Below are 23,444 nucleotides of genomic sequence, written 5' to 3'. Positions count from 1 at the left end.
TGATCGTTTTTGATCGATGGCGGATCGGGGGGTCGGGTGGCGACCGGGCCCGGGCACCGCCACGCGGAGCGCTGGCACCGCGCCGGCCCGCGCTCCGCCGGACACGACGCTGCGCTAGGGTCAGGCCATGACCCACGTCAATCCCATCGACCTGCCGATCCTGATCGTGTCAGGACTGCTGCTGGTCGGGCTGCTGGCGAGCAAGGTCGGCGGGCGGCTGGGCGTGCCCGGCCTCGTGCTGTTCCTCGGGATCGGCATGCTGGCCGGCAGCGAGGGCCCGGGCGGCATCGCCTTCGAGAACTACGGCCTGACCCAGGCGATCGGGATCATCACGCTGGCCTTCATCCTGTATTCCGGGGGCCTGGAGACCAGCTGGGCCCACACCCGCCCCACCCTGCGCCGGGGGCTGGTGCTGGCGACCCTGGGGGTGCTGCTCACGACCGTGCTGGTGGCCGGCGTGGCGCACCTGCTGCTGGGGCTGCCGTGGCTGACCAGCCTGCTGCTGGGCGCGGTGGTGTCGAGCACCGACGCCAGCGCCGTGTTCTCGGTGCTCAAGGAACGGGGGCTGGGCCTGAAGGGACAGATCAAGCCGCTGCTGGAATTCGAGTCCGGCGTGAACGATCCGATGGCGATCTTCCTGGTGATCGGATTGAGCTCGCTGATCGCCCACCCCGAGATGTCCTGGACAGCCGTGATTCCCCTGTTTCTTCAACAGATGGTGCTGGGCGCAGCCATGGGCTACGGACTGGGCGTGCTGGCGGTGCGCGGCGTCAACCGCATCGAGCTGCCGTCCGAGGGCCTGTACACCGTGCTGTCGGTCGCGCTGGTGGGTCTGGTGTATTCGCTGACCGCGCTGGTGGGCGGCAGCGGCTTCCTGGCGGTGTACATCGCGGGGGTGCTGCTCGGCAACCGGCCGCTGGTGCACAAGCGCTCGCTGCGGCAGTGGCACGAGGGGCTGACCTACCTGCTGGAGATCGGCATGTTCCTGCTGCTGGGACTGCTGGTCTTCCCGTCACAGGTGGCGCAGATCGCCGGCCCCGCCCTCTTGATCTCACTGTTCCTGATGTTCGTGGCCCGTCCCGCCGCCGTCTTCCTCAGTCTGGCGCTGTCACAGATGCCGCTGCGCCACCGCGGCATGGTCGCGTGGGTGGGCCTGCGCGGGGCCGTGCCGATCATCCTGGCGACGTTTCCCCTGCTCGAGGACATTCCCGGTGCGGACACGATCTTCAACGTGGCGTTCTTCATCATGCTGACCAGCCTGGTCGTGCAGGGCACCACGCTGCCGGTGGTGGCCCGGCTGCTCGGGGTGGATGCGGCGGCCTCCAGCGGCAACACCCAGCGCCTGCTGTTCACCCCGACCGGCGCGGGCAAGAGTGACGTGGTCGAGGTGACCATCCCGCCGCACTCCCCTGTCGTTGGTCGGCGGATCGTGGAACTGGGCTTTCCGGCCGACGTGCTGATCATGGTCATCCACCGGGGCACCGAGTACATCGTGCCGAACGGCTCGACCACGCTCGCGGCGGGCGACGAACTCCAGATGCTCGGCAGCCGTGAGAGTTTCGACGCCCTGCGCGAGCGCATCGAGGCCCGGCACACCGCGTGACGCGCGCGGCGGGCGCGCTCACGACGCCGCGTGACCGACGATGCCCCGGAGTTCCGACGGCCGCTGGGGCCGCCCGGTGAAATACCCCTGGACGCTCCCGCACCCCATGGTCCGCAGGGCGTCCAGCTGCGCCGCGGTCTCCACGCCCTCGACCACCACCGGCAGGTTCAGGCCACGCGCCAGGGCCAGCAGCGCCGCCACCACCTGCCACGACTGCGGGTCGGCCGTCACGCCCACCAGCAGGGTGCGGTCAAGTTTCACCTCGTGCAGCGGCAGGGCCATCAGGGACGCCAGGGCCGACTGGCCGGAGCCGAAATCGTCCAGGGAGAGCCGCACGCCCAGACGCTCGATGCCGGCCAGATGCTGCGCGGCCCGCCCCGGATCCCCCAGGGACAGACGTTCGGTGATCTCCAGCTTCAGGAGGTGCGGGGCCAGCGCGTGGCGGCGCAGCGCCGCGCGCACCACGTCCACGAAATCGGCGCGGATCAGCTGGTGGGGCGAGACGTTCACCGCCATCGGCACGTCCAGCTGCCACTCGGCGGCCTGCCGGCACGCCTCGTCCAGCACCCAGCTGCCCAGCGCCACGATCATGCCGGTGTCCTCGGCGACCGGGATGAACTCGGCGGGGCTCACCACGCCCAGATCCGTGTCGGTCCAGCGCACCAGCGCCTCCAGGCCCACCAGGGCACCCGTCGCCACGTCCACCTGCGGCTGGTAGTGGATCCCCAGGGTCTCCTCACTGATCGCGAGGCGCAGGCGCGTCTCGAGCCGCAGCCGGGCCTGCGCCTCGGCGTTCATGGCCGGGTCGTAGAACTGCACCCCGTTCTTGCCGCTGCGTTTCATGGCGTACATCGCCATGTCCGCGTGGCGCATCAGGTCGGCGGCCAGCACCCCGTCCTGGGGTGACAGGCTGATCCCGACGCTGGACTGCACCGTGAGTTCGACCCCCCCCCGCGCGACCGGCGCGCCCAGGGCCACCCGCAGGCGATGCGCCACCCGCGCCGCGTGGTGGGCACTCAGGACGTCGGGCACCAGCACCACGAACTCGTCTCCCCCCAGCCGCGCGACGGTGTCGGTTGGCCGCAGCGTGGCCTGCAGGCGTCGGCTGGCCTCGCGCAGCAGGTCATCCCCGGCGTCGTGCCCCAGGCTGTCGTTGACGCGCTTGAAGTCGTCCAGATCGATGAACATCACCGCGAAGGCCCGGCCGCTGCGGTCGGCCCGGGCCCGTTCCAGCTCCAGGCGGTCGAGCAGCAGCGTCCGGTTGGGCAGGCCGGTCAGGGTGTCGTGATGGGCCTCATGGGTCAGGCGGGCGTTCATGGCGATCAGCTGGGCCTCGGTGCGGTGGCGCTCGGACACGTCGCGGTCGACGCCCAGCACCAGTTCCCGGCCACCCAGGGACAGGACGCTCGACGCCGTCTCGATGGGGAACACGGAGCCGTCGCGGCGCCGGTGCATGCCGCCGCTCCGGGCCGGCGCCCCGACCTGCCGGATCCGGGCCAGGAACTCGTCACCCCGGCGGGCCAGCAGGTCGTCCTCGTGCAGGACGTCCAGCGACTGGCCGATCAGTTCCTCCCGCTGGTAGCCGTTCATGTGCGCAAACGCGGCGTTGCAGTCGACCACGCGCCACGGCACCTCGCGGTCGTGGGGGTCGGCCAGCACCACGCCGTCGGCGGACTGCTCGAACAGTGCCCGGAAGCGGGCCTCGCTCTCCTCACGCTCCAGCCGGATCTCGCGCTCCCGGGTGATGTCCAGGCCGGTCGAGACCACCAGCTCGATCTGCCCGCCATCGTCCAGCAGGAACGCGGTCGACCACGCGATAAAGCGCCGCTCGCCATGCTGATCCAGCCAGGTGTTCTCGTAGCGGCCGGGGGCCCGGTCCGGCGAGATCTGGGCGTACCCCGCCTGGGCCCGCGCCGATTCCGCCTCGTCGAGCACCAGGGGCCACAGCAGCTCCCCGAGCACGTCGGCTTCCTGCAGCCCCGTGAGGCGCTCGCACGCGGCATTGAAGCGCATGATCCGCCCGGAGCGGTCCAGGGCGATGATCAGCGCCGCCGTGGTGTCGAAGGCGGCCGCCGTGACGTCATGGCGGCCCACCACCCGGGCGCGCGCCCGGGCGGTGTCCCCGCGTCCAGCTGCACGGGAAGGAGTCACGGTTCCGAATGTAGGACGTCGACCCTGACACGGGCGTCACAGGCGCGCCCGATACCTCCGGCCGCCGGCGGCGCCGCCGGGCCCGGTGGTCACGCCGGTGTGGCCTCCCCGGCCGGCACCCCCAGGTGCGCGAGGATCGCCGTGTACACGTCGGTCGCCACGAGCGGGCGGCGCGGCAGCAGCTCCGGCCGGGCGGTGACCAGCAGCGGCCCCTCGGCGGGATCGTCGCCGACGCGGCCATGCGCCCCCTTCACCAGTGAGGCGTCGAAACCGATCACGTTCAGCAGGTAGCGGAAGCCGAGTTTCTTCTTCGCCAGCGCCACGCCGGCATTCAGTTTGGCCGGGCTGTGCGGATCCATGAACAGCTCGACCGGGTCGTAGCCGGGCTTGCGGTGGATGTCCACGGTGCGGGCGTAGTCGGGGGCGCGGGCGTCGTCGAGCCAGAAGTAGTACGTGAACCACGCGCCCGGCTCCGCGACCACCACGAAGTCGCCGGCCCGGTCGTGGTTCAGGTGGTGGCGCGTCTTGCCGGCGTCGTCCAGCACCTCGGCCACACCGGGGAGGGCCTCCAGCAGCGCCCGCACCTCGTTCCGGCGGGCAGGATCGTTCACGTACACGTGGGCGATCTGGTGGTCGGCCACGGCGAAGGCGGCGCTCATGCCGGCGTCGAGCATGTCGCGGCCGACCTCCTGGCGCACGCTGATCAGTCCGGCCTCGCGCAGGGCCCGGTTGATGTGGACGGGCCGCCACGCCCGCTCGATGCCGTATTCGGAGACCAGCATGACCTGCACGCCCCGGCGCCCGTAGTGGTCGATCAGGTCACCGGCCACGGCGTCGATCTCGGCGAGCTGCGTCTTCAGGGCCGCCGCGTCCGGACCGTGCTGCTGGAGGCCGTAGTCGAGGTGCGGCAGGTACACGAGGTTCAGCGTGGGCGCGTAGGTCTCGTCGATGTGCTTCGCCGCCGCCGCGATCCACGCGCTGGAGGAGATGTTCGCGTTCGGCCCCCAGTAGCTGAACAGCGGGAAGGTGCCGAGTTTCGCCTGCAGCTCGTCGCGCAGTTCCATGGGCTGGGTGTAGCAGTCGGGCAGCTTGCGGCCGTCGGCGGGGTACATGGGCCTGGGCGTGACGGTGTAGTCGGCGCTGGAGTACATGTTGTACCACCAGCAGATGTTGGCGATGGTCGCGCTGGGGTCGTGGGCCCGCAGCGCGTCCCACAGCTTGGGCGACTGGATCAGGTGGTTGGACTGCCGCCAGAACTTGATCTCGCACTCGTCCTTGAAGTACCAGCCGTTCCCGACGATGCCGTGTTCGGACGGCCACTCGCCGGTCAGGTACGTGGCCTGTACGGAGCACGTGACGGCCGGGAGCATCGGCGCGACGGGCGCGACCTGCCCGCGCGCGGCGAAGGCCTGGAGGCGCGGCAGGTGCGGCAGGAGGGCGGGGGTCAGGCCGACGACGTTGATGACGGCCACGCGGGGGGTTGGACTGGTCATGTCAGGTTCCTCGGATGTGGCGCTGGGCCCACAGGGTCAGCGCGAAGGCGGCGTAGGCGAGCGGCAGCCACGCGAAGGCACCGGCTGCAGCCAGCACGGTGGCGTCGAGCAGGCACATCCCGGCGATCAGGTGGCCCACGGACGCGCCGATGTTGCGCGCCACGTACACGAAACGCAGCGAGTACGCGATCCACGCGGCCAGGAGCAGGGCGGCGGGCCACGTGGGCCACGCGAAGCCGCCCACCACGGCGTACAGCACCGGCGCGGCGACGAGCGCCACCGGCCAGTACCGCGCGGGCCACGACTGGGGACGGACGGGGCGGCCCTCGGTCTTGGCGACGTAGGTCAGGCCCGCCGTGTACGCGCCGAGCAGCAGCGCCCACACCGTCACGGCCGGGCCGACGGTGGGGGCGACGGCCAGCGCCGCGGTCACGTAGACCAGGGCGCGGGTGGCCCCCATGACCACCGGACTGAGCGGATTGGTCTTGTGCCACGCGTCGTACAGGACGATCAGCGCGGCCAGCACCAGCCCGCCCAGCGGGGCGCGGCCCCCGGCGAGCAGCAGCAGCCCCATGCCGACCACGAACAGCAGCGCGGTCACGGCCCACGCCTCGGACAGAGGGATTGTGCCAGAGGGCAGCGGACGATCCGGGCGGTCGCGCCGGTCGATCTGGAGGTCGAGGAGGTCGTTCAGGTACATGCCGCCGGTGTAGAACAGCACCATCGCCACGGCAACCGTCAATGCACCGCCCAGATCCCCGCCGACCAGGGCACTCCCCGCCAGCGCGTTCGTGACCACCGTGGGTGAATTCGAGATGCGGGCCAGCGACAGGTGCGCGTGCCAGCGCACAGAGCGGCCGGGCGCGGCGCTAGAGGACATCCTGCACCCACTCCAGTTCCCTGGCGATGGACTCGACCATCGGGAGCCTCAGCTCGCCTGGCAGCACATCCCAGGTGTACGTCTCGACCTCCAGATGGTGTGCGGCGAGTTCACTCCGCAGGGCGTCCAGCGTGGCGGGGATCGCGTCCTGCGTGGAGCCGAAGACCCCGGCGCGATCCAGGAAGACCGGCACGTGGAAGTGGACGCGCCACTCCTGCACGTCCGGGTTGTGCAGGTCAGCCAGGGCGGGCGGCAGATCGGGGTACTGGAGGAGCGTGCCGCGGCGCGTGCGGGCGATCACCTGATGCAGGTACGTGCCCTCCGCGAAGGGGGCCAGGGCGGTGCCCAGCGCGTCCCGGCCCGCCGCGTCGTCCGGCAGCACGAGGCGCAGAGCAGAGCTGATCTGCACCTTGCCCACTCGCAGGCCGGCGTCACGGTACAGCGCCAGGGCAGCGGCGGGTTCGTCGTACATCACGGCCACGTGGCACACGTCGAAGCAGACCTGGAAGTGGTCGCGCAGGTGGGCACGGGCCATGTCCAGGCCGGTGCCCAGCCGCGCCGCCAGCTCCTCGGCCCCATGCGTGAGGAGGTGCTCCGTGTAGAACGCCGCGAGATCGGCGCTGCACTGCAGCAGGCCGTCGGGTTCGGGTTCCATGTCGAGGTGGATGACGATCCCGCGTTCCTGACGCAGCCGCACGAGCGCGGCCACGACCTCCACCACGTTCTGCGTGAGTTCCTGCCACACCTGCGGGTCAGCGGCGTCCACCCACGCCGCGTAGCTCAGCGGACTGGTGCTGATGCTGCCCTCGGAGCCGTCCGGCAGCAGCGCCGCGAGGATCTCGGTCAGGCGCAGGGTGTACGCCACGCGTTCGGGGTGCCGCCAGTCGGGGGCGTGCACCTGCGCCTTGACCGCCTGCCCGTGGAAGGGGCCGTACGGAAAGCCGTTCATGGTGAACACGTACAGGCCGCGGTCGTCCAGGAAGGTGCGGAGATCGGCCAGCGCGGTGCCCTGAAGCACCTCCACGCTCTCGCGGCCCGACAGCCGCAGGCCCACGCCGAAGGGGGCGTCCGGCGACAGGCGGGCCTTCAGGGGCACGGTGTACTCGTCCAGGCTCCGCAGGACGCCCGCCAGCCCCTCGGCGGGGTGGATGTTCGTGCAGTACGTGAGCTGCGTGCCCTGTTCGTCCACCCTCACACGGGCACCGTGGCCCGCTCGCGGCGGGGCGGGACGAACTTCGGGGACTGGCCCAGGAAGCGCTCGGGGTTCTCCAGCACGATCTTGCGGATGGTCGCCTCGCTGTGGCCGCGCCGCCGGGCCTCGAAGATGAACTCCGGCACGGCCAGCGGCTGGCTGGGGCCCCAGTCGCACGCCGAGGCGACGATCAGGCGGTCGCTGCCGTACACCTCGATCATGTCGATGGCGCGGGCCGGGGACGCCTTGGTCTTGGGGTACAGCGTGATCCCGGTCCAGAAGCCCTCGGCCAGGATCAGTTCGGCGGTGTGCTCCTCGGCGTGGTCGATCATCACGCGGGCCGGGTCGATGCGGGCGTCCTTCGTCAGCGCGTCGATCATCACGCGGGTGCCCTTGTACTTGTCTTCCAGGTGCGGCGTGTGGATGTGGATGAGCTGCTGGTGCTCCAGCGCGAGTTCCACGTGATCCAGGAAGGTCGCCAGCTCGTTGCGCGTCACGCGGTTCAGGCCGATCTCGCCGATGCCCAGCACCGTGTCGCGGCCCAGGAACTCGGGGATGATGCCGAGCACCTTCTTCGTCAGATCCCGGTCTTCGCCTTCCTTGGGATTCAGGCACAGCCACGCATAGTGCGCGATGCCGTATTCACGGGCCCGGGCCGGCTCGAAGGTCGTGAGGTGGTCGAAGTAGTCCGCGAAGGCCTCCGGCCCCAGGCGGTCGCGCCCGGACCAGAACGCGGGTTCCGTGACGGCCACGCAGCCGCTCAGGGCCATGGCGTGGTAGTCGTCGGTGGTGCGCGAGACCATGTGCGCGTGCATGTCGATGTAGTTCACTGTTCGGCCCCCTCGTGGCTGTCGGCCCGGCGCGACGCTCCGTAGGCGCTCTGCGAGTCGCGCTCGTCCAGCAGCGTGAGGTCACGGTCGCTCAGGAGCAGCTGCGCCCGCATCACGCGGCCGTACTCGGGCGAGGTGAGTTCGTGCAGCGCCCCGCGCAGCGCGGTGAGCCGGAAGTCCGGCGGTGTGGTGGCCGCGCCCTGCGCCCGCTCCAGGCGGTCGAGGAAGGCCGCGATGGCGAGCAGGTGGGCACGGTGCTCCATGAACGACGCATCGAGCAGGTGGGCCTGGGTCAGCAGGCAGGTGTCGGCGTGGGCAGGCATAGTGCTCCTCCGGTGGGCGTCCGGGCGTGCACGTCGTTCAGGACGGCGACGGCGCGGCGCAGGGTGTCGTGGTTCATCTCGTGGACATCGACCGGCCGGCCGATGCCCGTCAGCAGGGCGATGGTGAGCTGGCCGCCCAGGTGCTCGCGGAACTCGTTCAGCCCGCTCAGGACGGACGCGGGATCGGCAGCGTCCTGACGGTCGGTGCCCAGTTCCGGCACGGAGACGTCGAGCCCCAGCGTGAGCAGGACATTCATCACGCGCCGCCAGTCCGCTTCGGGCAGCAGGCCCGACAGCGCCGCATAGGTACAGTCCAGCGCGATGCCGACCGCGACGGCCTCTCCGTGGCGCAGTTCGTAGCCGCTCAGGCTTTCGAGCTTGTGCGCCGCCCAATGGCCGAAGTCCAGCGGGCGCGACGAGCCCTGTTCGAAGGGGTCGCCGCCCGTGGCGATGTGCGCCAGGTGCAGCTCCGCGCAGCGGTACACGGCGTACTCCATGGCGGCCAGGTCGCGGGCGGCCAGCGCCTCGGCATTCGCCTCCAGCCACTCGAAGAACGCGGCGTCCTTCAGGAGCGCCACCTTGACCGCCTCGCTGAGGCCGCCCAGCCAGTCGCGATCCTCCAGCGTGGTCAGGAAGTCGCGGTCGTTCAGCACGGCGTAGGGCGGCGCGAAGGTGCCCAGCCAGTTCTTCTTGCCGAAGGCATTCACGCTGTTCTTGACGCCCACGGCCGAGTCGTTCTGCGACAGCACCGTGGTGGGCACACGGATCAGGCGCACACCCCGGTGTGCGGTCGCGGCAGCGTAGCCAACCATGTCGAGCACCGCACCGCCCCCGACGGCCATGACGTAGGCGTGCCGGTCGATGCCGTGCGCGTTGATGGCCGCCTGCACGGCCTCCACGTGGCCGGGGTCACGCTTGCAGCGCTCACCGCCGGGCACGCTCAGGGGCGCGGCCACCAGCGTCAGCTGCGGCGACGCGGCGAAGTACGCGCTGATCTGGGTGGGCAACTCCGGCCACGCGGCCAGCACGCCGTCGTCGATCACGCACAGCACCTTCGCGTGCCCCAGGGTGTCGCGCAGCAGTGGCCGGGCCGGGTCGAAGAGGCCCTGCGTGAAATGTACCGGGTACGTGAAGGTCACGGGTACGACCTGCTCGATGGTGCGGGTCACGTGGATCCCCCGGCGGCCCCCCGGCGCAGAATGTAACATCGGTCTCGGTCAGACATCCTTGAACTCTGCGCCCAGCCGCATAAAAAGAACGCTAACCGCTTCTCAGCGTCCGACCATTCTGAACCTGGCATCGCGTCTGGCCGCCTCGTCACACCGTAGGATCGGGGGCGGCGTCCACCTGTCGTGGCCGGCCAGGAGGACGTAGCCCCATGCCCCCCATCCGCACGACCTGGCTCCGTGAACGCGCCGCCGCGCACCTGGCCCTGACCTTCCTGACGACCCTGCCGCTGCCCCACGTCCGCGAGGTGCGCGACGGCGACTTCGCGCGGGCCAGCGCGTACTACCCGCTGGCCGGCTACGCGGTGGGCGGTCTGGTGGCGCTGCTGCTGTGGCTGCCGCTCCCGCTGCCGGGGGGCGTGACCGCGGCGCTGGGTGTGGGGGCGTGGCTGGCCGTGACCGGGATGCTGCACTTCGACGGGCTGGTGGACAGCGCCGATGCTCTGTTCGCCATGAAGTCGCCGGCCGAGCGGCTCGTGATCCTGCGCGACGTCCACGTGGGAGCCTTCGGGCTGGCGACCGGCGTGCTCGCCCTGCTGACGCTGTGGAGCCTGCTGGCCGCGCCCCTGCCGCCGCTGGCCCCGCTGGTCGCGGCGGTGGCGGCCCGGACGGTGCTGCTTGGCCCCATGAACGCCTATCCTGCCGCCCGCCCGGAGTCGCTGGGGGCCCGCTCACGCGAGGGCCGCTGGGGCGTGGCGCTGCTGCTCGCCGCGCCGACCCTGCTGATCCCCGGCGCGTGGATCGCGTGGCTGGCGGCGCTGGTCGGTGGCCTGCTGGTGGCCGCCTTCGCGGCGCGGCGGCTGGGCGGCGGTCTGAGCGGCGATGGATACGGCATGATCGTGACCGTGGCGGAACTGTGTGCGCTGTGTGCCTTCGCGTGGGGGCGCTGAGGAGTGCTGACGCTGCACCTCGTCCGGCATGCGCCGACTGCGCCGAATGCCGGGAAGCGGTATCCGCAGCCGGACGAGGACGCGCCACTGACGGCGGTTGGTGAGGCGCTGGCGGCAGGTCTGGGGCTTCCCCTGGACGCTGTGGCGTTCACGTCCCCGGCCCTCCGCACGCGGCAGACGGCGGCGCTGGCTGGATGTCCGGGTGCGGTGCCCACCCCCGCGCTGCGCGAGGCCGACTTCGGCATCATGGCCGGGCACACCTGGGCCGAGCTGGAGACCGCTCACGGCGACGCCCCCCGGCGCTGGATCGACGCGCTGGGCAATCCGGACGCCGACACCGGCCCCCCCGGTGGCGAGACCGGACGCGTCTTTCACGCCCGCCTGTACGGGTGGCTGGACACCCTGCCGGACAGCGGCGAGGTCGTGGCCATCACACACGCGGGCCCGCTGCTGGCGCTGCTGCGCGTGACCGTGGGCGTGACCGGTGCGGAGGTGCCGCCCGGCGCGGTCGCCACGCTGCGCCGGGCGGGCGGGGCGTGGTGGCTCGTGGCGCTGCGGCCCCCGGCCTCTGCTACGCTGCCCGTGACCTGAGGTCGGGGAAGTCCGGTGAGAATCCGGCGCTGTCGCGCAACGGTATGCCGTCCGAGTCTGGACGGTGAGCCCGAATGCCCCTCAGGGACGACGCTGCCCCGTGCAGCGCACCTCTCGCCGTCAGAGGGCCACAGATGCCGATGTCACCGCGCTCCCCGCGCGTGCCCGCTCTGGCCCCGGCCGGAGCGGGTTTTCGCAAGCTGCACCCGCTCCTGGCCGCACACCGCCCCCGCACGCCGGAGTTCCCATGTTCCACCGTTTCCTGCTCGCCGCCCTGCTGGCTGGCGCATCCACCGCTGCCGCCGCCACGTACCCCCTGACCGTCACCGACGACCTGGGCCGCACCGTCACCCTGAAGGCCCAGCCGCGCCGGATCATCGCCATGCTGCCCAGCCACACCGAGACGCTGGCGGCCATCGGCGCGGAATCGGCGTTGATCGCTGTGGACGTGTTCAGCAACTATCCGAAGGCCCTGACGGATCGCCTGCCGAAGGTCGGAAGCGGCTACCAGCCGGACATCGAGAAGATCGTGGCCCTGAAACCCGATCTGGTACTGGCCGACGAGTCCAGCGGTTCGCGCCTGACCGAGAAGCTGGCAGCGGCGGGCCTGACCGTGTACGGCGGCACCGCACAGACCTATAACGAGGTCTTCGAGAAGATCGCCGTCCTGGGCAAACTGACCAACCACGAGGCCGGGGCCACGCGCCTGATCACGACCATGCGCGGCGACCTGAACACCCTCCAGGCCAGCGTCATCAGCCGGCCGAAGGTCAGCACGTACTTCGAGATCGACCCCACGCCGTACTCGGTCGGGCCGAACTCGTTCATCGGGGCGCTGATCACGAAGGCGGGCGGCCACACTATCGTGCCGGCCGCGCTGGGCGACTTCCCGAAGCTCGACCCCGAGCTGATCGTGAAGGCCAATCCGCAGGTCATGGTCGGCCTGGACACGGCGCTGGCCCGCACCCGCCCCGGCTGGAGCACCCTGCGGGCCGTGCAGGCGGGCCGCGTGTACGAGCCGACCCCCGAGGAGAACGACGCCCTGAGCCGCCCCGGCCCGCGCCTGGCCGTGGCCCTGCGGGCGCTGATCCGGATACTGCACCCCGGAGCCCTGAAGTGACCGACCTCGACCCCGCGACCCGTGCGCGGCGCGAGGCGGCCATGCGTGATCTGGAGGCCGCCCGCGACGCGCACCGCAAGCCTGAGGGCCTCCAGAAGGGCCGCCGGGGGCTGGTGATCGTGAACACCGGGCACGGCAAGGGCAAGACGACCGCCGCCCTGGGCCTGATGATGCGGGCCCACGGCCGGGGCCTGCGCGTGCGCCTGTTCCAGTTCCTGAAGCACGAGGGGGCCCGCTTCGGCGAACACCGCACCCTGGACGTGCTGGGCATCGAGCACGAGGGCCTGGGCGACGGCTTCACGTGGCGCTCGCGCGATCTGGAGAACAGCGCCGCCATGGCCGCCCACGGCTGGACGCTGGCCAAGGCCGCGATCGAGGCCGGCGAGCACGACCTGATCGTGCTGGACGAGTTCACCTACGCCCTGACCTACGGCTGGGTGGCGTGGCCGGAGGTCGAGGCGGTCTTGACCGCACGCCCACCCCTCATGCACGTGGTCATCACCGGCCGCGACGCCCTGCCCGAACTCGTGGCCCTGGCCGACACCGTCAGCGAGGTCACGCCGGTCAAGCACGCGTACGCCGCCGGGATCGGTGCCCAGACCGGCATCGAGTACTGAAGGTGCTGCGTCCAGTCCCCCGCCGTGCTGTGGTGCTCGCCCTGGCGCTGGACACGCTGGGCGAGCCGCCCGCGTGGGCCCACCCCGTCGTGTGGATGGGGTCGTCTCTGAACGCGGCCCGCTCGCGCTGGCGGGGGGGCACACCTGCCGGGCAACTGATCGAGGGGGCAGCCGGGTGGGGGCTGGGAGTGGCCGTCAGCGCGGGGATCGGGGCACTGGCGTCCCGCCTGCCGTGGCCCGTACAGGGCGTGCTCCTCAAGCCGCTGCTGGCCCGCCGGGCGCTGTTCGCGGCCGTGCAGGAGGTGCATGACGCGCTGGCAGCCGGGAACCTCCCCGAGGCCCGCCGCCTGCTGTCGTGGCACCTCGTGAGCCGCGATACCTCCACCCTGGACGCCTCCGGGGTGGCGGGCGCGGCGATCGCCAGCCTCGCGGAGAACATCTCCGACAGCGTCGTCGCACCGCTGCTCGCGGCCCGCGTGGGGGGCCTGCCGCTGGCCGCCGCGTACCGCTTCACGAACACCGCCGACGCGATGTGGGGCTACCGTACACCGGAGCTGGAATGGCCCGGCAAGGTCGCCGCCCACGCCGACGACGTGCTGAACCTGGGGCCGGCGCGGCTCACCGCCGGGTGTGCCCTGCTGGCGGCCGGGGGCCGGGGCTGGCGCGTGTGGGCCCGCGACCGGCGGGCCACGCCCAGTCCGAACGGCGGCCACCCCATGAGCGCCTTCGCCGGGGCGCTGGGGGTGCGCGTGGAAAAACGCGGCGTGTATGTCCTGAACGCGGCCGGGCGGCCCCCGCTGCCCGCCGACCTGCCCCGTGCCCTGGCACTGGCCCGCCGCACGCTGCTGCTGGCGGCCGGGTGCGTCATGCTGCCGGGGATATGGAGGACACGGTGATTCCCGGCGACCTGCCCCCCCGCGTGCCCCGGGTGCCACACGGCGGCCCGGACGCCACGCGCTTTTCCGGCCTGGACTTCAGCGTGAACGCCAATCCCTACGGCCCGAATCCGCTGCTGGTGCAGGCGCTGCGCGACGCCGATCACGCGGCGTATCCCGATCCCGCGTATTCGGAGGTGCGTTCCCGCCTGGGCACGTGGCACGGGCTGGACGCTGCCCATGTCACGCTCGCCACGGGAGCCTCGGAGCTGCTGCACCGGCTGGTGCGGGCGTACCTGCCAGCCGGCCACATGCTGCTGAGCCTCCACGCGCCCTTCGGGGAACTCGCGCGGGCCGCCGCCCTGGGGCGGGCCACGGTGGTCACGGTGCCGGAGTGTCCGGCCACCCTCCCGACCGGCACGCGGCTCGTGTACGTGGGGTACCCGCATAATCCGACCGGACACGCCCCCACGCCGGATCAGCTGCGCGTCCTGGCCGACACCTGCGCCGCGTCGGGGGCGCTGCTGGTCGTGGACGAGGCCTACGCTCCCTTCGCGGCCCTGCCCACGCCACCCCGGCATCCGGCCGTGGTGCGCGTGCTGTCGCCCGGCAAGGCGCACGGACTCGTCGGGGCGCGGCCCGCCTACGCCCTGGCCGACCCCGAGGTCGTGGACACCCTCGACAACCTCGCCCCGGCGTGGCACGTCCCGGCGGGCACGGCGGCGGTACTGGCCGCGCTGCCGCAGGGAGCCTCGTTCCTGGCGCAGACGCTGCCGCGTGTGGCCCAGCACGCCGCCGCGCTGGCGGCCGACCTCGCGGGCCTGGGCCGCGTCGAGCACCACGGCACGCCGTATATGACGCTGCGCGTGCCCGACGCCGCACGCGTGTGTGCCGAGCTGTTGTCACGCGGCCTGCGCGTGCGCGACTGCGCCAGCTATGGCCTGCCCGACACCCTGCGGATCGGCACCCGGATGCCTGGCGAGAACGCCACGCTGGTGCGGGCGCTGCGGGAACTGCTCGGCACACGGGGCCGGCATGGGTAGGGCGATCATGATCCAGGGCTGCACCAGCAGCGCGGGCAAGAGCTACCTCACGGCCGCACTGTGCCGGGCGCTGTCGAACGCGGGCGTGCGGGTCGCTCCCTTCAAGGCGCAGAACATGAGCAACAACGCGGGCGTGACCCCTGCCGGGCTGGAGATGGGCCGCGCCCAGCTCGTCCAGGCGCGGGCGGCGCGGGTGGTGCCGGATGTCCGCATGAACCCGGTGCTCCTGAAGCCCGAGGCCGACACCCGCTCGCAGGTGGTGCTGCTGGGCCACGCCGATCCCGTGATCACCGAGCTGCCGTGGCGCGGGCGCAAGGCCCACCTGTGGCCGCACGTGCAGACCGCCCTGCACGGTCTGCTGGCCGACTACGACGTGGTCGTGATCGAGGGCGCGGGCAGCCCCGCCGAGGTCAACCTGCGCGCCAGCGACATCGTGAACATGCGCGTGGCGCTCGAGGCGCAGGCCGGGGTGCTGCTCGCGGCCGACATCGACCGGGGCGGGGCCTTCGCGCACCTGCTGGGCACGTGGCACTGCCTGGAACCCCAGGAACGGGCACGCCTGCGCGGCTTCATCCTGAACCGCTTCCGGGGCGACCCGGCGCTGCTGGCCCCCGCGCCCGCGTGGCTTGAAGCGCAGACGGGGGTGCCGACGGTGGGCGTGGTTCCCCTGCTGGATGTCCCATTGCCGGAAGAGGATGGGGTGTGGCTCCACGGTGATCTGGCCGGGTCGCCCCGACCCTCGGATGGCGGCCACGCCGGTTTCGTCGCCATTCCCCGCCTGCCGCGCGTGAGCAATCTCGACGAGTTCGCGCCGCTGGAGGGACTGGCCCGCTGGGTCACGTCCCCGGACGAGCTGCGCGGCGCCCAGGCCGTCATCCTGCCCGGCAGCAAGAGCACGGCCGCTGACCTGGGCTGGCTGCGGGCCACGGGCCTCGCGGGGGCGATCACGCGCATGGCCAACGGGGGCGTGCCGGTGCTGGGCGTGTGCGGCGGAATGCAGATGCTGGGCGTGTCCATCCGCGATCCCCACGGCGTGGAGGGGGGCGGGGCAGAGGTGCCCGGCCTGGGCCTCCTCGACCTGCACACCGACTTCGCGCCGGACAAGACGACCGTGCAGACTACCTTCACGGATCCCGAGACGGGCTTCACCCTGAGCGGCTACGAGATCCACCACGGCCGGACGGTGACCGGGCCGGGGGCCCTGGCGCTGGTGCCGGGCGTGCTGTGGCGGCAGGGCAACGTGCGCGGCACGTACGTGCACGGCCTGCTGGAGAACCCCGCGTATCTGGAGCGCTTCCTGTCGTGGGCCGGACTGCCGGTGCCCGCCGGTCTGGACTCGCTGGACGCCCGCCTGGACGCCATCGCCGCGCGGGTACGGGAAAGTCTGGACTGGTCGGTCATCGAGGCCATGCTGTGACCCGGATCGTCCTCGTGACCGGCGGGGCCCGCAGCGGCAAGAGCACCTTCGCGGAACGCCGCGCCGCGCAGGAGGGCGGGGCCGTCACGTACCTGGCGACGGCGCAGGCCTTCGACGACGAGATGCACGAGCGCATCGGCCGCCATATCGCTGACCGCCCGGCCGGGTGGCGCACGCTGGAGGAGCCGCTGCACGTCGCAGGTGCACTGCGAACCGTTATCACGCCGACCGCCCTGCTCGACTGCCTGAGCCTGTGGGTCAGCAACGCCCTGCTGGCCGGATGGACGGAACAGACCGTGCTGGACGCCACGTGTGAACTGCTGGATGTGGCCCGCACCCGCGCTGGCCTGACGGTGTTCGTCACCAACGAGGTCGGTTCGGGCATCGTCCCGGACAACGCCCTGGCCCGGCTGTACCGCGATGTGCTGGGCCGGGTGAACCAGCGGGCCGCCACTGCCAGCGACGATGCCTACCTGATCGCCAGCGGCCTGCCGCTCACCCTGAAAGGAACCTCACCGTGACCGACGACCTGAATACGCTGATCCAGTCCATCCCCCCCCTCGATCACTCTGCCGTGAACCGCGCCCAGGAGCGGCAGGCCCAGCTCACCAAGCCCGCCGGGGCACTGGGCGATCTGGAGACTCTCGGCGTGCGGCTGGCGGGCGTGTTCGGCACCGGGCGGCCCGACCCGCGTGGCGTGGCGGTGCTCGTCGCGGCCGGGGACCACGGCGTGGCCCGCGCCGGCGTCAGCGCGTACCCGCCTGAGGTGACGCCCGCCATGGTCGCCAACTTCCTGGCCGACACGCCGCACGGCCCCGGCGGCGCGGCCGTGAACGCCATCGCCCGCAGCGTGGGGGCCCGCGTGTACGTCATGGACGCCGGGGTCAATGCCGACCTGCCCGATCACCCCGCGCTGGTGCGGGCCGCCGTGCGCCGGGGCAGCCGTGACCTGAGCGCCGAGGCGGCGATGACGGCAGAGGAGGTGGAAGTTCTGATCCTGGCCGGCGCCGCCCTGGCCCGGCAGGCCACCCTGGACGGCGCGGACATCGTCGTGCCCGGCGAGCTGGGGATCGGGAACACCACGGCGGCGGCGGCAATCACGGCGCGAATGTTGAACCTCGATCCAGCCTCGGTCACGGGGCGCGGCACTGGCGTGGACGACGCGGGACTGGCCCGCAAGGTCGAGGTCGTCCGCACGGCGCTGGCCCGCACGCCGACCACCGACCCGCTGACTGTCCTGGCCGAGTTCGGCGGCTACGAGATCGCCGCCATGCTGGGCATGATGCTCCAGGCGGCGGCGTTGCGGCGGGCCGTGATCCTCGACGGCTTCGTGGAGGGCAGCGCCGCGTTGATCGGCGTGGCGCTCGCCCCACACCTGGGCGAGTATCTGTTCCCGGCCGGCGTGTGCGCCGAGACCGGCCACGCCGCGCAGCTTGAGCACCTGAACCTGCGCCCGATGTTCGCCCTGAACCTCCGCCTGGGCGAGGGCACCGGCGGCGTCCTGGCCGCGCCCCTGCTGCTCGCGGCGGCGGCCACCCTGCGCGAGATGCGGACGTTTGCAGAGGCCGGGGTACCGGGCGCGGAGAAGGAGCCGGAGTAGGGTTCAGGCCGGCACGGAACCGTCTCCAGCACCGCGCCGTATCACCCCTCCCCGATCCCCTCCAGTTCCGCCTCCAGCGCCTCCACGCTGGGCAGCTGCCCGGCCAGCTCCTGCGGCAGCGCCTGCGCCAGCTGGTACGAACTGATTCCCAGCGGCCGGTTCACTCCCCGCAGGGCGTACTCCGCCACCACCTTATTCTGCGTCCGGCACAGCAGCAGGCCGATGCTCGGCGCGTCGTCCGGATGGCGCAGCAGGTCATCGGCCACCGCCAGGTAGAAGTTCATCTTGCCGACGTACTCGGGTCTGAAGTCGCCGATCTTGAGGTCGATGATCACGTAGCAGCGCAGCTTGACGTGGTAGAAGAGCAGATCGAGGTAGAAGTCCTCGCCGCCGACCTCGAGGTGGTGCTGGCTGCCCACGAAGGCGAAGCCCACGCCGAGTTCCAGCATGAAGTCGCGCAGGTGCGCCAGCAGGCCGCGTTCGAGGTCGCGCTCGTGGGCCTCGGTGCCCAGCGACAGGAAGTCGAAGGTGTAGGGATCTTTCAGGAGCTGTGTGGCCAGCTCGGATTGTGCGGCGGGCAGCGTGCGGTCAAAGGTCGTACTCGCCTGCCCCTGGCGTTCGTGCAGGCGGGAATCGATCTGGTGCACCAGCACATTGCGGCTCCAGCCGTGCTGGAGGGTGGCACGGGCGTACCACTCGCGGGTGGCGGGATCTTTGACGCTGGTGAGCAGGGACACCAGATGGCCCCAGGGCAATTGGTCAACAGGCTGTTGACCATCTCCATAGTCCGGGTAGGCCTCGGCAAACGACCGCATGTACTTGAGGTTGGTCGGGGAAAAGCCCTTCAGTTCGGGGAACTCGGCCTTGAGATCTCGCGAGAGCTGATCGATGACCTTTGCCCCCCATCCCCGTTGTGCCTGCCGCTGCACGATGGCCTGACCGATCCGCCAGTACAGGCCCAGCAGTTCGCGGTTGACCGCCAGGGCCGCCCGCACCTGCGCCCCACGGATCTGACCCTTGAGGTCGGTGAGCAGCGCGGCATAGTCATCGGGGAGCGGACGGCCAGACGTCATGTCGAGGGGCAGTATGGCGCGTCCGGCACAGAGCTGAGCGTCCCTGGCTGGCCCTGAAGCTGCGTGGGGGGGACGGCGGCGGCCCGGCACGAAGTGCGCCCCTTCGCGCAGGTGGACGTGCCGGGCGTCGGTCAGGTGAAGAGCGGTGGATGACGGAGCGCTGGCCAGCCCCGATACTGGGCCCCATCTGCCCCACCCCCAAGGAGCCCCGGCCATGATCCTTACTCCACTGCCCCTCCCCCCGGCCGCCCCATGACCCCCACCCGGTTTATCGACCTGAATGCCGATGCGGGCGAGTCCTTCGGCGCGTGGACGCTGGGGGACGACGCCGCGCTGTTTCCGCTGCTGTCCAGCGTGAATGTCGCGTGCGGCTTCCACGCGGGCGATCCCCGGACGATCCAGGCGACGATTGCGCTGGCGGCCTCGCACGGCGTCGGGATCGGGGCACACCCCAGTTACCCGGATCTGGCGGGCTTCGGGCGGCGCGTGCTGGAGGCCACGCCCGAGCAGGTGTACGCCGACGTGCTGTATCAGGTGTCGGCCGTGTCGGGCATGGCGCGGGCGGCGGGAACCGCCCTGCGGCACGTCAAGGCGCACGGGGCGCTCTCGACCCGGGCGTGGACGCACGCGCCCACAGCCCACGCCATCGCGCAGGCGACCCGCGACGCCGACCCGGCGCTGCCGCTGGTCGTGCTGCCCGCCACCCACCTGGAAACCGAGGCGCGTGCCCTGGGCGTGCCGGTCGTGCTGGAGACCTTCCCGGAACGCGCATATCTGCGCGATGGCCGGCTCGCGCCGCGCTCCATGCCCGGCTCGTCCATCCACGACCCGCAGGAGGCCGCCCGCCGCGCCGTGACGATGGTCACGCAGGGGCACGTCGAGGCCATCGACGGCGGCGTCTTCGAGTGCCGCCCCGACACGCTGTGCATCCACGGCGACAACCCGAACGCCGTGGAGATCGCCCGCGCCATCCGGGACGCGCTGGCCGGCGTGGGTGTCGGGGTTCGGCCCTTCGCCGTGCCATGATCCGGCCCCTGGGCGTGACCCGTGGCCTGCACGACGGGCTGTATGTGCAGTTCTCGGAGGTGCTGGACGCCGGCCAGAACGCCCGCCTGCACACGCTGCACCGCGCCCTGATGGCGGATCTGCCGGGGGGGGTGGATGACGTGCTGCCCGGCTACGGGAACGTCTACGTGGACTTCGACGCCGCCGTGATCCCGCCGGAGCGTGTGCGGGCGTGGGTGCAGCGGCATCTGGACACGCTGGGCACCGGAGCTGAGGAGGGGGGCCGCCACGTCGACCTCCCCGTGCGCTACGACGGCCCGGATCTGCCGGACGTGGCCACCCGCACCGGCCTGAGCGTGGCCGAGGTGATCCGGCGGCATACCGAGAATGCGTACCGCGTGTACGCCGTGGGTTTCACGCCGGGGTTTCCCTTCCTGGGGGAGGTGCCGGAAGGGCTGCGCGTGCCCCGCCGCGACACGCCCCGGCCGCAGGTGCCGGCGGGCGCGGTGGCGATCGCGAACGCGCAGACGTGTGTGTACCCGCTGCCGTCGCCGGGGGGCTGGAACCTGCTGGGCACCGCCCTGGAGTCGGTCTACGACCCCAACCGCGACCGCCCCTTCCTGCTGGACGCGGGCGACACGGTGCGCTTCGTGCCCGGTGACGGCGAGACCCCTGTCCTGCCCGCCGTGCGGGAGACGTGGCCCGCGCATCCCGCGCGCCCGGCCCTGCGGATCGAGGAACCGGGGCTACTCGACCTGCTGCTGGGCGGGGGCCGCGTGCGCCAGGGCCACCGGGGACTGGCGCGCAGTGGGCCGCTGGACGTGCGCTCGGCCGATTTCGCCAACGGGCTGGTCGGCAATCCGCCCGGCACCCCGCTGCTGGAACTGACCCTGCGTGGCCCGGTGCTGACCGCGCTGCGAGACATGGTGGTGGGGATCGCCGGCTTCGGGATGGTGGCCGACACGCGGCCCATGCAGCAGGGCTTCGTGCTGCGGGCGGGGGAGACGCTGCGCTTCACGTCCACCCGCCACGGGGCGCGGGCGTACCTCGCGGTGGCGGGCGGCCTGGAGACCACGCCATTCCTGGGCAGCGCCGACACCGATCTGCTCGGCCGGGTCGGTCGGCCCCTGCGGGCCGGGGACGTGCTGGGCGTGGCCCGTGAAGTCGCCGCCGTGCCCGGCTTCGCCAGCATGCCGCTGACGCTGCCGGAGGCGGTCACGCTGCGTCTGCGGCCCGGCCCCCAGGCCAGTGCCGAGGCCCTGCGGGCGCTCGACGGCGCGACCTTCCGGGTGGCGGCCGCCGACCGCATGGGCCTGCGTCTGGGCGGCCCGCGTGTGCCCGGCGGTCAGGTGATCAGCGAGGGCACGCCGCTGGGGGCCGTGCAGATCACGCCGGCCGGGGAGCCGATCGTCCTCCTGGTCGACCGGGGCCGGCTGGGCGGATATGCCAAGCCGGCGGTCGTGCATCCCCTCGACCTGCCGCTGGCCGCGCAGCTCCGGCCCGGTCAGTCCGTGACGTTCCAGGCGGTGGCGGACACCGTGGCGTGGACCATGCCGGCGCTCCCCCGGAACCCCAAGACTTGACCTGGCCGTCACACCGCCGCGCCCGGATCCAGTCCGTACAATCGGGTCATGACCGTCGTGGTGCCCCTGACCCTGCCTGAGCGTCCGACCGACGTGCCGAAATACGCGCCCAGCGGCCGTACCGAGACGGTCAGCGCGCCGGAGGGCTGGCCGGGCGACACGCCGTCACGCCTGACCTTCTTCGCGCTGGAGCGGGTGGGCGGGCATGTCCGGTTCGACCCGATGTCACTGGGTGCCGACGAGCGTGAGCAGGCCCTGGCGGCCGGGCGGGGCCGGCTGCGGGGGCTGGTGGCGGTGCCCGTGTCGTATCTCCAGCAGGCCGGAGACGACGGACAGGGCGTGCTGGCCGTGATCGGGGGCGTCAAGGTCAGGCTCGTGTCCCTGTCGCCCGTACCGGCCGACGCGCACGAGGGATTCACCGTGATGGGCGTGTACAACGGCCAGCCCGACGTGACCAACCTGTAGGCGGCCCGCCCACTGTCCCAGCGTCACGTGAACGGCGCTCACATGAGCGGCTGGAGCGTGAGAGCAGACTGAGCCCATGCCCGGAACGCTGGCCCCCGACGTCTGTGAAGAGGCGCTGGGCCATCTCATCGACAGCGGAGGCCGGGATCTGACGCCATGTGTGCACGCCTTCACGGGCCTGCTCGTGGCCCTGGCGATCCGCCACGACCTGCCGGATCCCGAGGACGCCGCATTCCACGCCCTTCTGGCGGTGCAGCTCCATGTCGGGACGTGGCGGGCCACCGGTCTGCCGGCCCGCCTGTGGGTGCTGGCCCTGGGCGTGCAGTGCTACGGGCAACGGCAAGGCCGTGGGCCTGACCGTTACACCGTGCCATGACGGCGGCCACGTCATGGAGGCGGCCACGCCCCGCGTGGCCGTTACAGCGGGCGTTACATGCCGGTGCGTGACCTGTAACGGCATCCGGCGGATCTCAACCTGGGCTTAACGCGCTGTTCACTACGCTTCACCCAACACCGGAACGGAGGGTTCTGGTGCCGGGCTTCACGCCCGACTGGGGGAAGGATATGAAATACCTGATGCTTGCTGGCTCACTGCTGCTCGGCGCTCTCGGTACGGCGGGGGCCGAGGACTTCCGATGGACGCCGCCGCCCTGCGACCCGAAGGTGACGGGCTGCTCGACCGGAAACGGCGTGGTCGATGTCCAGAAGGAAGACCAGGTCTTCCGCGGTAACCTGTCGTCCACCCTGACCGAGAACATCACCGTCTCGATCCCGGCCGTGGTCGCCATGCACCTGCACGAGAAGTCGTGGACCGTCGACCTCTTCAACCTCAAGAACTGCGACTGCTACCGCGCCGGCGAACACAACCCGACCACCGGCCGGGACGACGTGATCGACATCGAGGCGATCATGAACCGCGCCGGCACGTACTGGAAGGGCGACAACCAGGCCATCAGCGGCAATCCCTACTCCTTCGCGGGGACGGTCAACCTGGCGGGCCTCACGGGCCTGGAAACCCAGCTGAAGAACCGCGTGGAGAGCTACCCCGGCATCGTCTACGACAACGCCAAGGGCAGCGTCACGTGGAAGGGCCCGATCATCTGCTTCAACCGCAAGATCGTCGAGAAGTTCACCAACTCGACCAACTGGAAGGTCAACGTCTCGGTGTCCGGCGTGACGCCGGGCTTCCCCAAACTCGTGCTCGGCGACATGCTGCCTGGCACCATGCCCGGCGGCGTTCCCAATGGCGCGAAATTTGTCAAGACGCTGTACAGCAATGGCGTGCCGGGCAGCCTGGACTTCACGAACACCCAGGCCGGCCTGGGCGGCAAGACCACCGGCGGCTGGCTTGACGACTACATCCTCGAGGCGCTGGTCTTCGACGGCAGCGAGACGGCTGGCGACAAGACTGCCGCTGTGAACTTCAAGCTGACCGGCACCTTCTGACCCAGGTGCGGCTGATGTGAA

Annotated in this window: 23 protein-coding genes and 1 riboswitch; of the genes, 15 read left to right on the top strand and 8 right to left on the bottom strand. The window is 71.6% G+C overall.

The window, feature by feature from the left end:
• Window positions 1-127 precede the first annotated feature (127 nt).
• On the top strand, window positions 128-1,603 hold the full coding sequence (locus U2P90_RS19370; RefSeq protein ID WP_322474972.1) for a potassium/proton antiporter: 1,476 nt from the start codon (window positions 128-130) through the stop codon (window positions 1,601-1,603).
• Window positions 1,604-1,621: 18 nt separating this feature from the next.
• Here the strand turns inward: U2P90_RS19370 and U2P90_RS19365 are convergent, their stop codons facing one another.
• From U2P90_RS19365 to U2P90_RS19335, 7 genes are all read right to left on the bottom strand, one after another.
• The gene (locus U2P90_RS19365; RefSeq protein WP_322474971.1) at window positions 1,622-3,754 is read right to left on the bottom strand and encodes a putative bifunctional diguanylate cyclase/phosphodiesterase; all 2,133 of its coding nucleotides are present in this window, start codon (window positions 3,752-3,754) and stop codon (window positions 1,622-1,624) included.
• Window positions 3,755-3,843: 89 nt separating this feature from the next.
• Window positions 3,844-5,247: an alkaline phosphatase family protein gene (locus U2P90_RS19360; RefSeq protein ID WP_322474970.1), complete on the bottom strand. Its 1,404-nt coding sequence runs from the start codon at window positions 5,245-5,247 to the stop codon at window positions 3,844-3,846.
• Between the two features lies 1 nt (window position 5,248).
• Complete coding sequence (locus U2P90_RS19355) at window positions 5,249-6,127, bottom strand: UbiA family prenyltransferase (protein ID WP_322474969.1); 879 nt, start codon at window positions 6,125-6,127, stop codon at window positions 5,249-5,251.
• Entirely contained in the window at window positions 6,117-7,322 is a 1,206-nt protein-coding gene (eboE, locus tag U2P90_RS19350) for a metabolite traffic protein EboE (protein WP_322474968.1), read from the bottom strand. Before eboE ends, U2P90_RS19355 begins: the two co-directional genes overlap by 11 nt.
• The gene (locus U2P90_RS19345) at window positions 7,319-8,149 is read right to left on the bottom strand and encodes a TatD family hydrolase (protein WP_322474967.1); all 831 of its coding nucleotides are present in this window, start codon (window positions 8,147-8,149) and stop codon (window positions 7,319-7,321) included. Before U2P90_RS19345 ends, eboE begins: the two co-directional genes overlap by 4 nt.
• Window positions 8,146-8,472 (bottom strand): hypothetical protein, encoded by a 327-nt coding sequence (locus U2P90_RS19340; protein ID WP_322474966.1) that lies wholly within the window; start codon window positions 8,470-8,472, stop codon window positions 8,146-8,148. The genes U2P90_RS19345 and U2P90_RS19340 overlap by 4 nt, the downstream gene beginning before the upstream one ends.
• The gene (locus U2P90_RS19335; protein WP_322475005.1) at window positions 8,442-9,647 is read right to left on the bottom strand and encodes a 3-dehydroquinate synthase; all 1,206 of its coding nucleotides are present in this window, start codon (window positions 9,645-9,647) and stop codon (window positions 8,442-8,444) included. The genes U2P90_RS19340 and U2P90_RS19335 overlap by 31 nt, the downstream gene beginning before the upstream one ends.
• 203 nt (window positions 9,648-9,850) lie before the next feature.
• On the opposite strand from U2P90_RS19335, the gene U2P90_RS19330 reads away from it, so the two are divergent.
• From U2P90_RS19330 to cobT, 9 genes are all read left to right on the top strand, one after another.
• Entirely contained in the window at window positions 9,851-10,588 is a 738-nt protein-coding gene (locus U2P90_RS19330; RefSeq protein WP_322474965.1) for an adenosylcobinamide-GDP ribazoletransferase, read from the top strand.
• Window positions 10,589-10,591: 3 nt separating this feature from the next.
• Window positions 10,592-11,179, top strand: coding sequence for a histidine phosphatase family protein (locus tag U2P90_RS19325; protein WP_322474964.1), 588 nt, complete (start codon window positions 10,592-10,594; stop codon window positions 11,177-11,179).
• Window positions 11,160-11,280, top strand: a riboswitch (cobalamin riboswitch). (Overlaps the previous gene by 20 nt.)
• Before the next feature lie 146 nt (window positions 11,281-11,426).
• A complete protein-coding gene (locus tag U2P90_RS19320) occupies window positions 11,427-12,299 on the top strand; it encodes an ABC transporter substrate-binding protein (protein WP_322474963.1) in 873 nt (290 codons plus the stop codon).
• Between the two features lie 41 nt (window positions 12,300-12,340).
• Window positions 12,341-12,916 carry a cob(I)yrinic acid a,c-diamide adenosyltransferase gene (cobO, locus tag U2P90_RS19315; RefSeq protein ID WP_322475006.1) on the top strand — a complete coding sequence of 192 codons (576 nt, stop codon included), beginning with the start codon at window positions 12,341-12,343 and terminating at the stop codon, window positions 12,914-12,916.
• A 2-nt stretch (window positions 12,917-12,918) separates the two neighbouring features.
• Entirely contained in the window at window positions 12,919-13,812 is an 894-nt protein-coding gene (gene cbiB / locus U2P90_RS19310) for an adenosylcobinamide-phosphate synthase CbiB (RefSeq protein ID WP_322474962.1), read from the top strand.
• Window positions 13,797-14,834: a pyridoxal phosphate-dependent aminotransferase gene (locus tag U2P90_RS19305; protein ID WP_322474961.1), complete on the top strand. Its 1,038-nt coding sequence runs from the start codon at window positions 13,797-13,799 to the stop codon at window positions 14,832-14,834. The genes cbiB and U2P90_RS19305 overlap by 16 nt, the downstream gene beginning before the upstream one ends.
• Window positions 14,827-16,251, top strand: a complete 1,425-nt coding sequence (locus U2P90_RS19300) for a cobyric acid synthase (RefSeq protein WP_322474960.1) — start codon at window positions 14,827-14,829, stop codon at window positions 16,249-16,251. Before U2P90_RS19305 ends, U2P90_RS19300 begins: the two co-directional genes overlap by 8 nt.
• Window positions 16,248-16,772 carry a bifunctional adenosylcobinamide kinase/adenosylcobinamide-phosphate guanylyltransferase gene (gene cobU, locus U2P90_RS19295; RefSeq protein ID WP_322474959.1) on the top strand — a complete coding sequence of 175 codons (525 nt, stop codon included), beginning with the start codon at window positions 16,248-16,250 and terminating at the stop codon, window positions 16,770-16,772. The genes U2P90_RS19300 and cobU overlap by 4 nt, the downstream gene beginning before the upstream one ends.
• An 8-nt stretch (window positions 16,773-16,780) precedes the next feature.
• Window positions 16,781-17,851: a nicotinate-nucleotide--dimethylbenzimidazole phosphoribosyltransferase gene (gene cobT / locus U2P90_RS19290; RefSeq protein WP_380102247.1), complete on the top strand. Its 1,071-nt coding sequence runs from the start codon at window positions 16,781-16,783 to the stop codon at window positions 17,849-17,851.
• Between the two features lie 41 nt (window positions 17,852-17,892).
• On the opposite strand, the gene U2P90_RS19285 is transcribed toward cobT, so the two are convergent.
• Window positions 17,893-18,924: a PDDEXK nuclease domain-containing protein gene (locus U2P90_RS19285; RefSeq protein ID WP_322474957.1), complete on the bottom strand. Its 1,032-nt coding sequence runs from the start codon at window positions 18,922-18,924 to the stop codon at window positions 17,893-17,895.
• A gap of 252 nt (window positions 18,925-19,176) precedes the next feature.
• Between U2P90_RS19285 and U2P90_RS19280 the strand changes: the two genes are divergently transcribed.
• The 5 genes from U2P90_RS19280 to U2P90_RS19260 all read left to right on the top strand — a co-directional run bounded on the left by U2P90_RS19280 (window position 19,177) and on the right by U2P90_RS19260 (window position 23,423).
• Window positions 19,177-19,950 carry a LamB/YcsF family protein gene (locus U2P90_RS19280; protein ID WP_322474956.1) on the top strand — a complete coding sequence of 258 codons (774 nt, stop codon included), beginning with the start codon at window positions 19,177-19,179 and terminating at the stop codon, window positions 19,948-19,950.
• Window positions 19,947-21,512, top strand: a complete 1,566-nt coding sequence (gene pxpB, locus U2P90_RS19275; protein WP_322474955.1) for a 5-oxoprolinase subunit PxpB — start codon at window positions 19,947-19,949, stop codon at window positions 21,510-21,512. Before U2P90_RS19280 ends, pxpB begins: the two co-directional genes overlap by 4 nt.
• Before the next feature lie 48 nt (window positions 21,513-21,560).
• A complete protein-coding gene (locus U2P90_RS19270; RefSeq protein WP_295814043.1) occupies window positions 21,561-21,977 on the top strand; it encodes a hypothetical protein in 417 nt (138 codons plus the stop codon).
• Between the two features lie 76 nt (window positions 21,978-22,053).
• Window positions 22,054-22,353: a hypothetical protein gene (locus U2P90_RS19265; RefSeq protein WP_322474954.1), complete on the top strand. Its 300-nt coding sequence runs from the start codon at window positions 22,054-22,056 to the stop codon at window positions 22,351-22,353.
• Between the two features lie 188 nt (window positions 22,354-22,541).
• On the top strand, window positions 22,542-23,423 hold the full coding sequence (locus U2P90_RS19260; RefSeq protein ID WP_322474953.1) for a hypothetical protein: 882 nt from the start codon (window positions 22,542-22,544) through the stop codon (window positions 23,421-23,423).
• Window positions 23,424-23,444: the final 21 nt, after the last annotated feature.

It is taken from the genome of Deinococcus sp. AB2017081, from assembly GCF_034440735.1.
In the GTDB taxonomy this organism is placed as follows: domain Bacteria; phylum Deinococcota; class Deinococci; order Deinococcales; family Deinococcaceae; genus Deinococcus; species Deinococcus rufus.
The sequence above is the reverse complement of the archived record's forward strand: the minus strand, read 5'-3'. Positions and strand labels throughout refer to the sequence as shown.

Bases quoted from the DNA above. Each gene is read 5' to 3' on its own strand.
- U2P90_RS19370 (WP_322474972.1), top strand. From the start codon at position 128: ATGACCCACGTCAATCCCATCGACCTGCCGATCCTGATCGTGTCAGGA.
- U2P90_RS19360 (WP_322474970.1), bottom strand. From the start codon at position 5,247: ATGACCAGTCCAACCCCCCGCGTGGCCGTCATCAACGTCGTCGGCCTG.
- U2P90_RS19355 (WP_322474969.1), bottom strand. From the start codon at position 6,127: ATGTCCTCTAGCGCCGCGCCCGGCCGCTCTGTGCGCTGGCACGCGCAC.
- U2P90_RS19340 (WP_322474966.1), bottom strand. From the start codon at position 8,472: ATGCCTGCCCACGCCGACACCTGCCTGCTGACCCAGGCCCACCTGCTC.
- U2P90_RS19330 (WP_322474965.1), top strand. From the start codon at position 9,851: ATGCCCCCCATCCGCACGACCTGGCTCCGTGAACGCGCCGCCGCGCAC.
- U2P90_RS19320 (WP_322474963.1), top strand. From the start codon at position 11,427: ATGTTCCACCGTTTCCTGCTCGCCGCCCTGCTGGCTGGCGCATCCACC.
- cobO (WP_322475006.1), top strand. From the start codon at position 12,341: ATGCGTGATCTGGAGGCCGCCCGCGACGCGCACCGCAAGCCTGAGGGC.
- U2P90_RS19305 (WP_322474961.1), top strand. From the start codon at position 13,797: ATGGAGGACACGGTGATTCCCGGCGACCTGCCCCCCCGCGTGCCCCGG.
- U2P90_RS19300 (WP_322474960.1), top strand. From the start codon at position 14,827: ATGGGTAGGGCGATCATGATCCAGGGCTGCACCAGCAGCGCGGGCAAG.
- U2P90_RS19285 (WP_322474957.1), bottom strand. From the start codon at position 18,924: ATGACGTCTGGCCGTCCGCTCCCCGATGACTATGCCGCGCTGCTCACC.
- U2P90_RS19280 (WP_322474956.1), top strand. From the start codon at position 19,177: ATGACCCCCACCCGGTTTATCGACCTGAATGCCGATGCGGGCGAGTCC.
- pxpB (WP_322474955.1), top strand. From the start codon at position 19,947: ATGATCCGGCCCCTGGGCGTGACCCGTGGCCTGCACGACGGGCTGTAT.
- U2P90_RS19270 (WP_295814043.1), top strand. From the start codon at position 21,561: ATGACCGTCGTGGTGCCCCTGACCCTGCCTGAGCGTCCGACCGACGTG.
- U2P90_RS19265 (WP_322474954.1), top strand. From the start codon at position 22,054: ATGCCCGGAACGCTGGCCCCCGACGTCTGTGAAGAGGCGCTGGGCCAT.
- U2P90_RS19260 (WP_322474953.1), top strand. From the start codon at position 22,542: ATGAAATACCTGATGCTTGCTGGCTCACTGCTGCTCGGCGCTCTCGGT.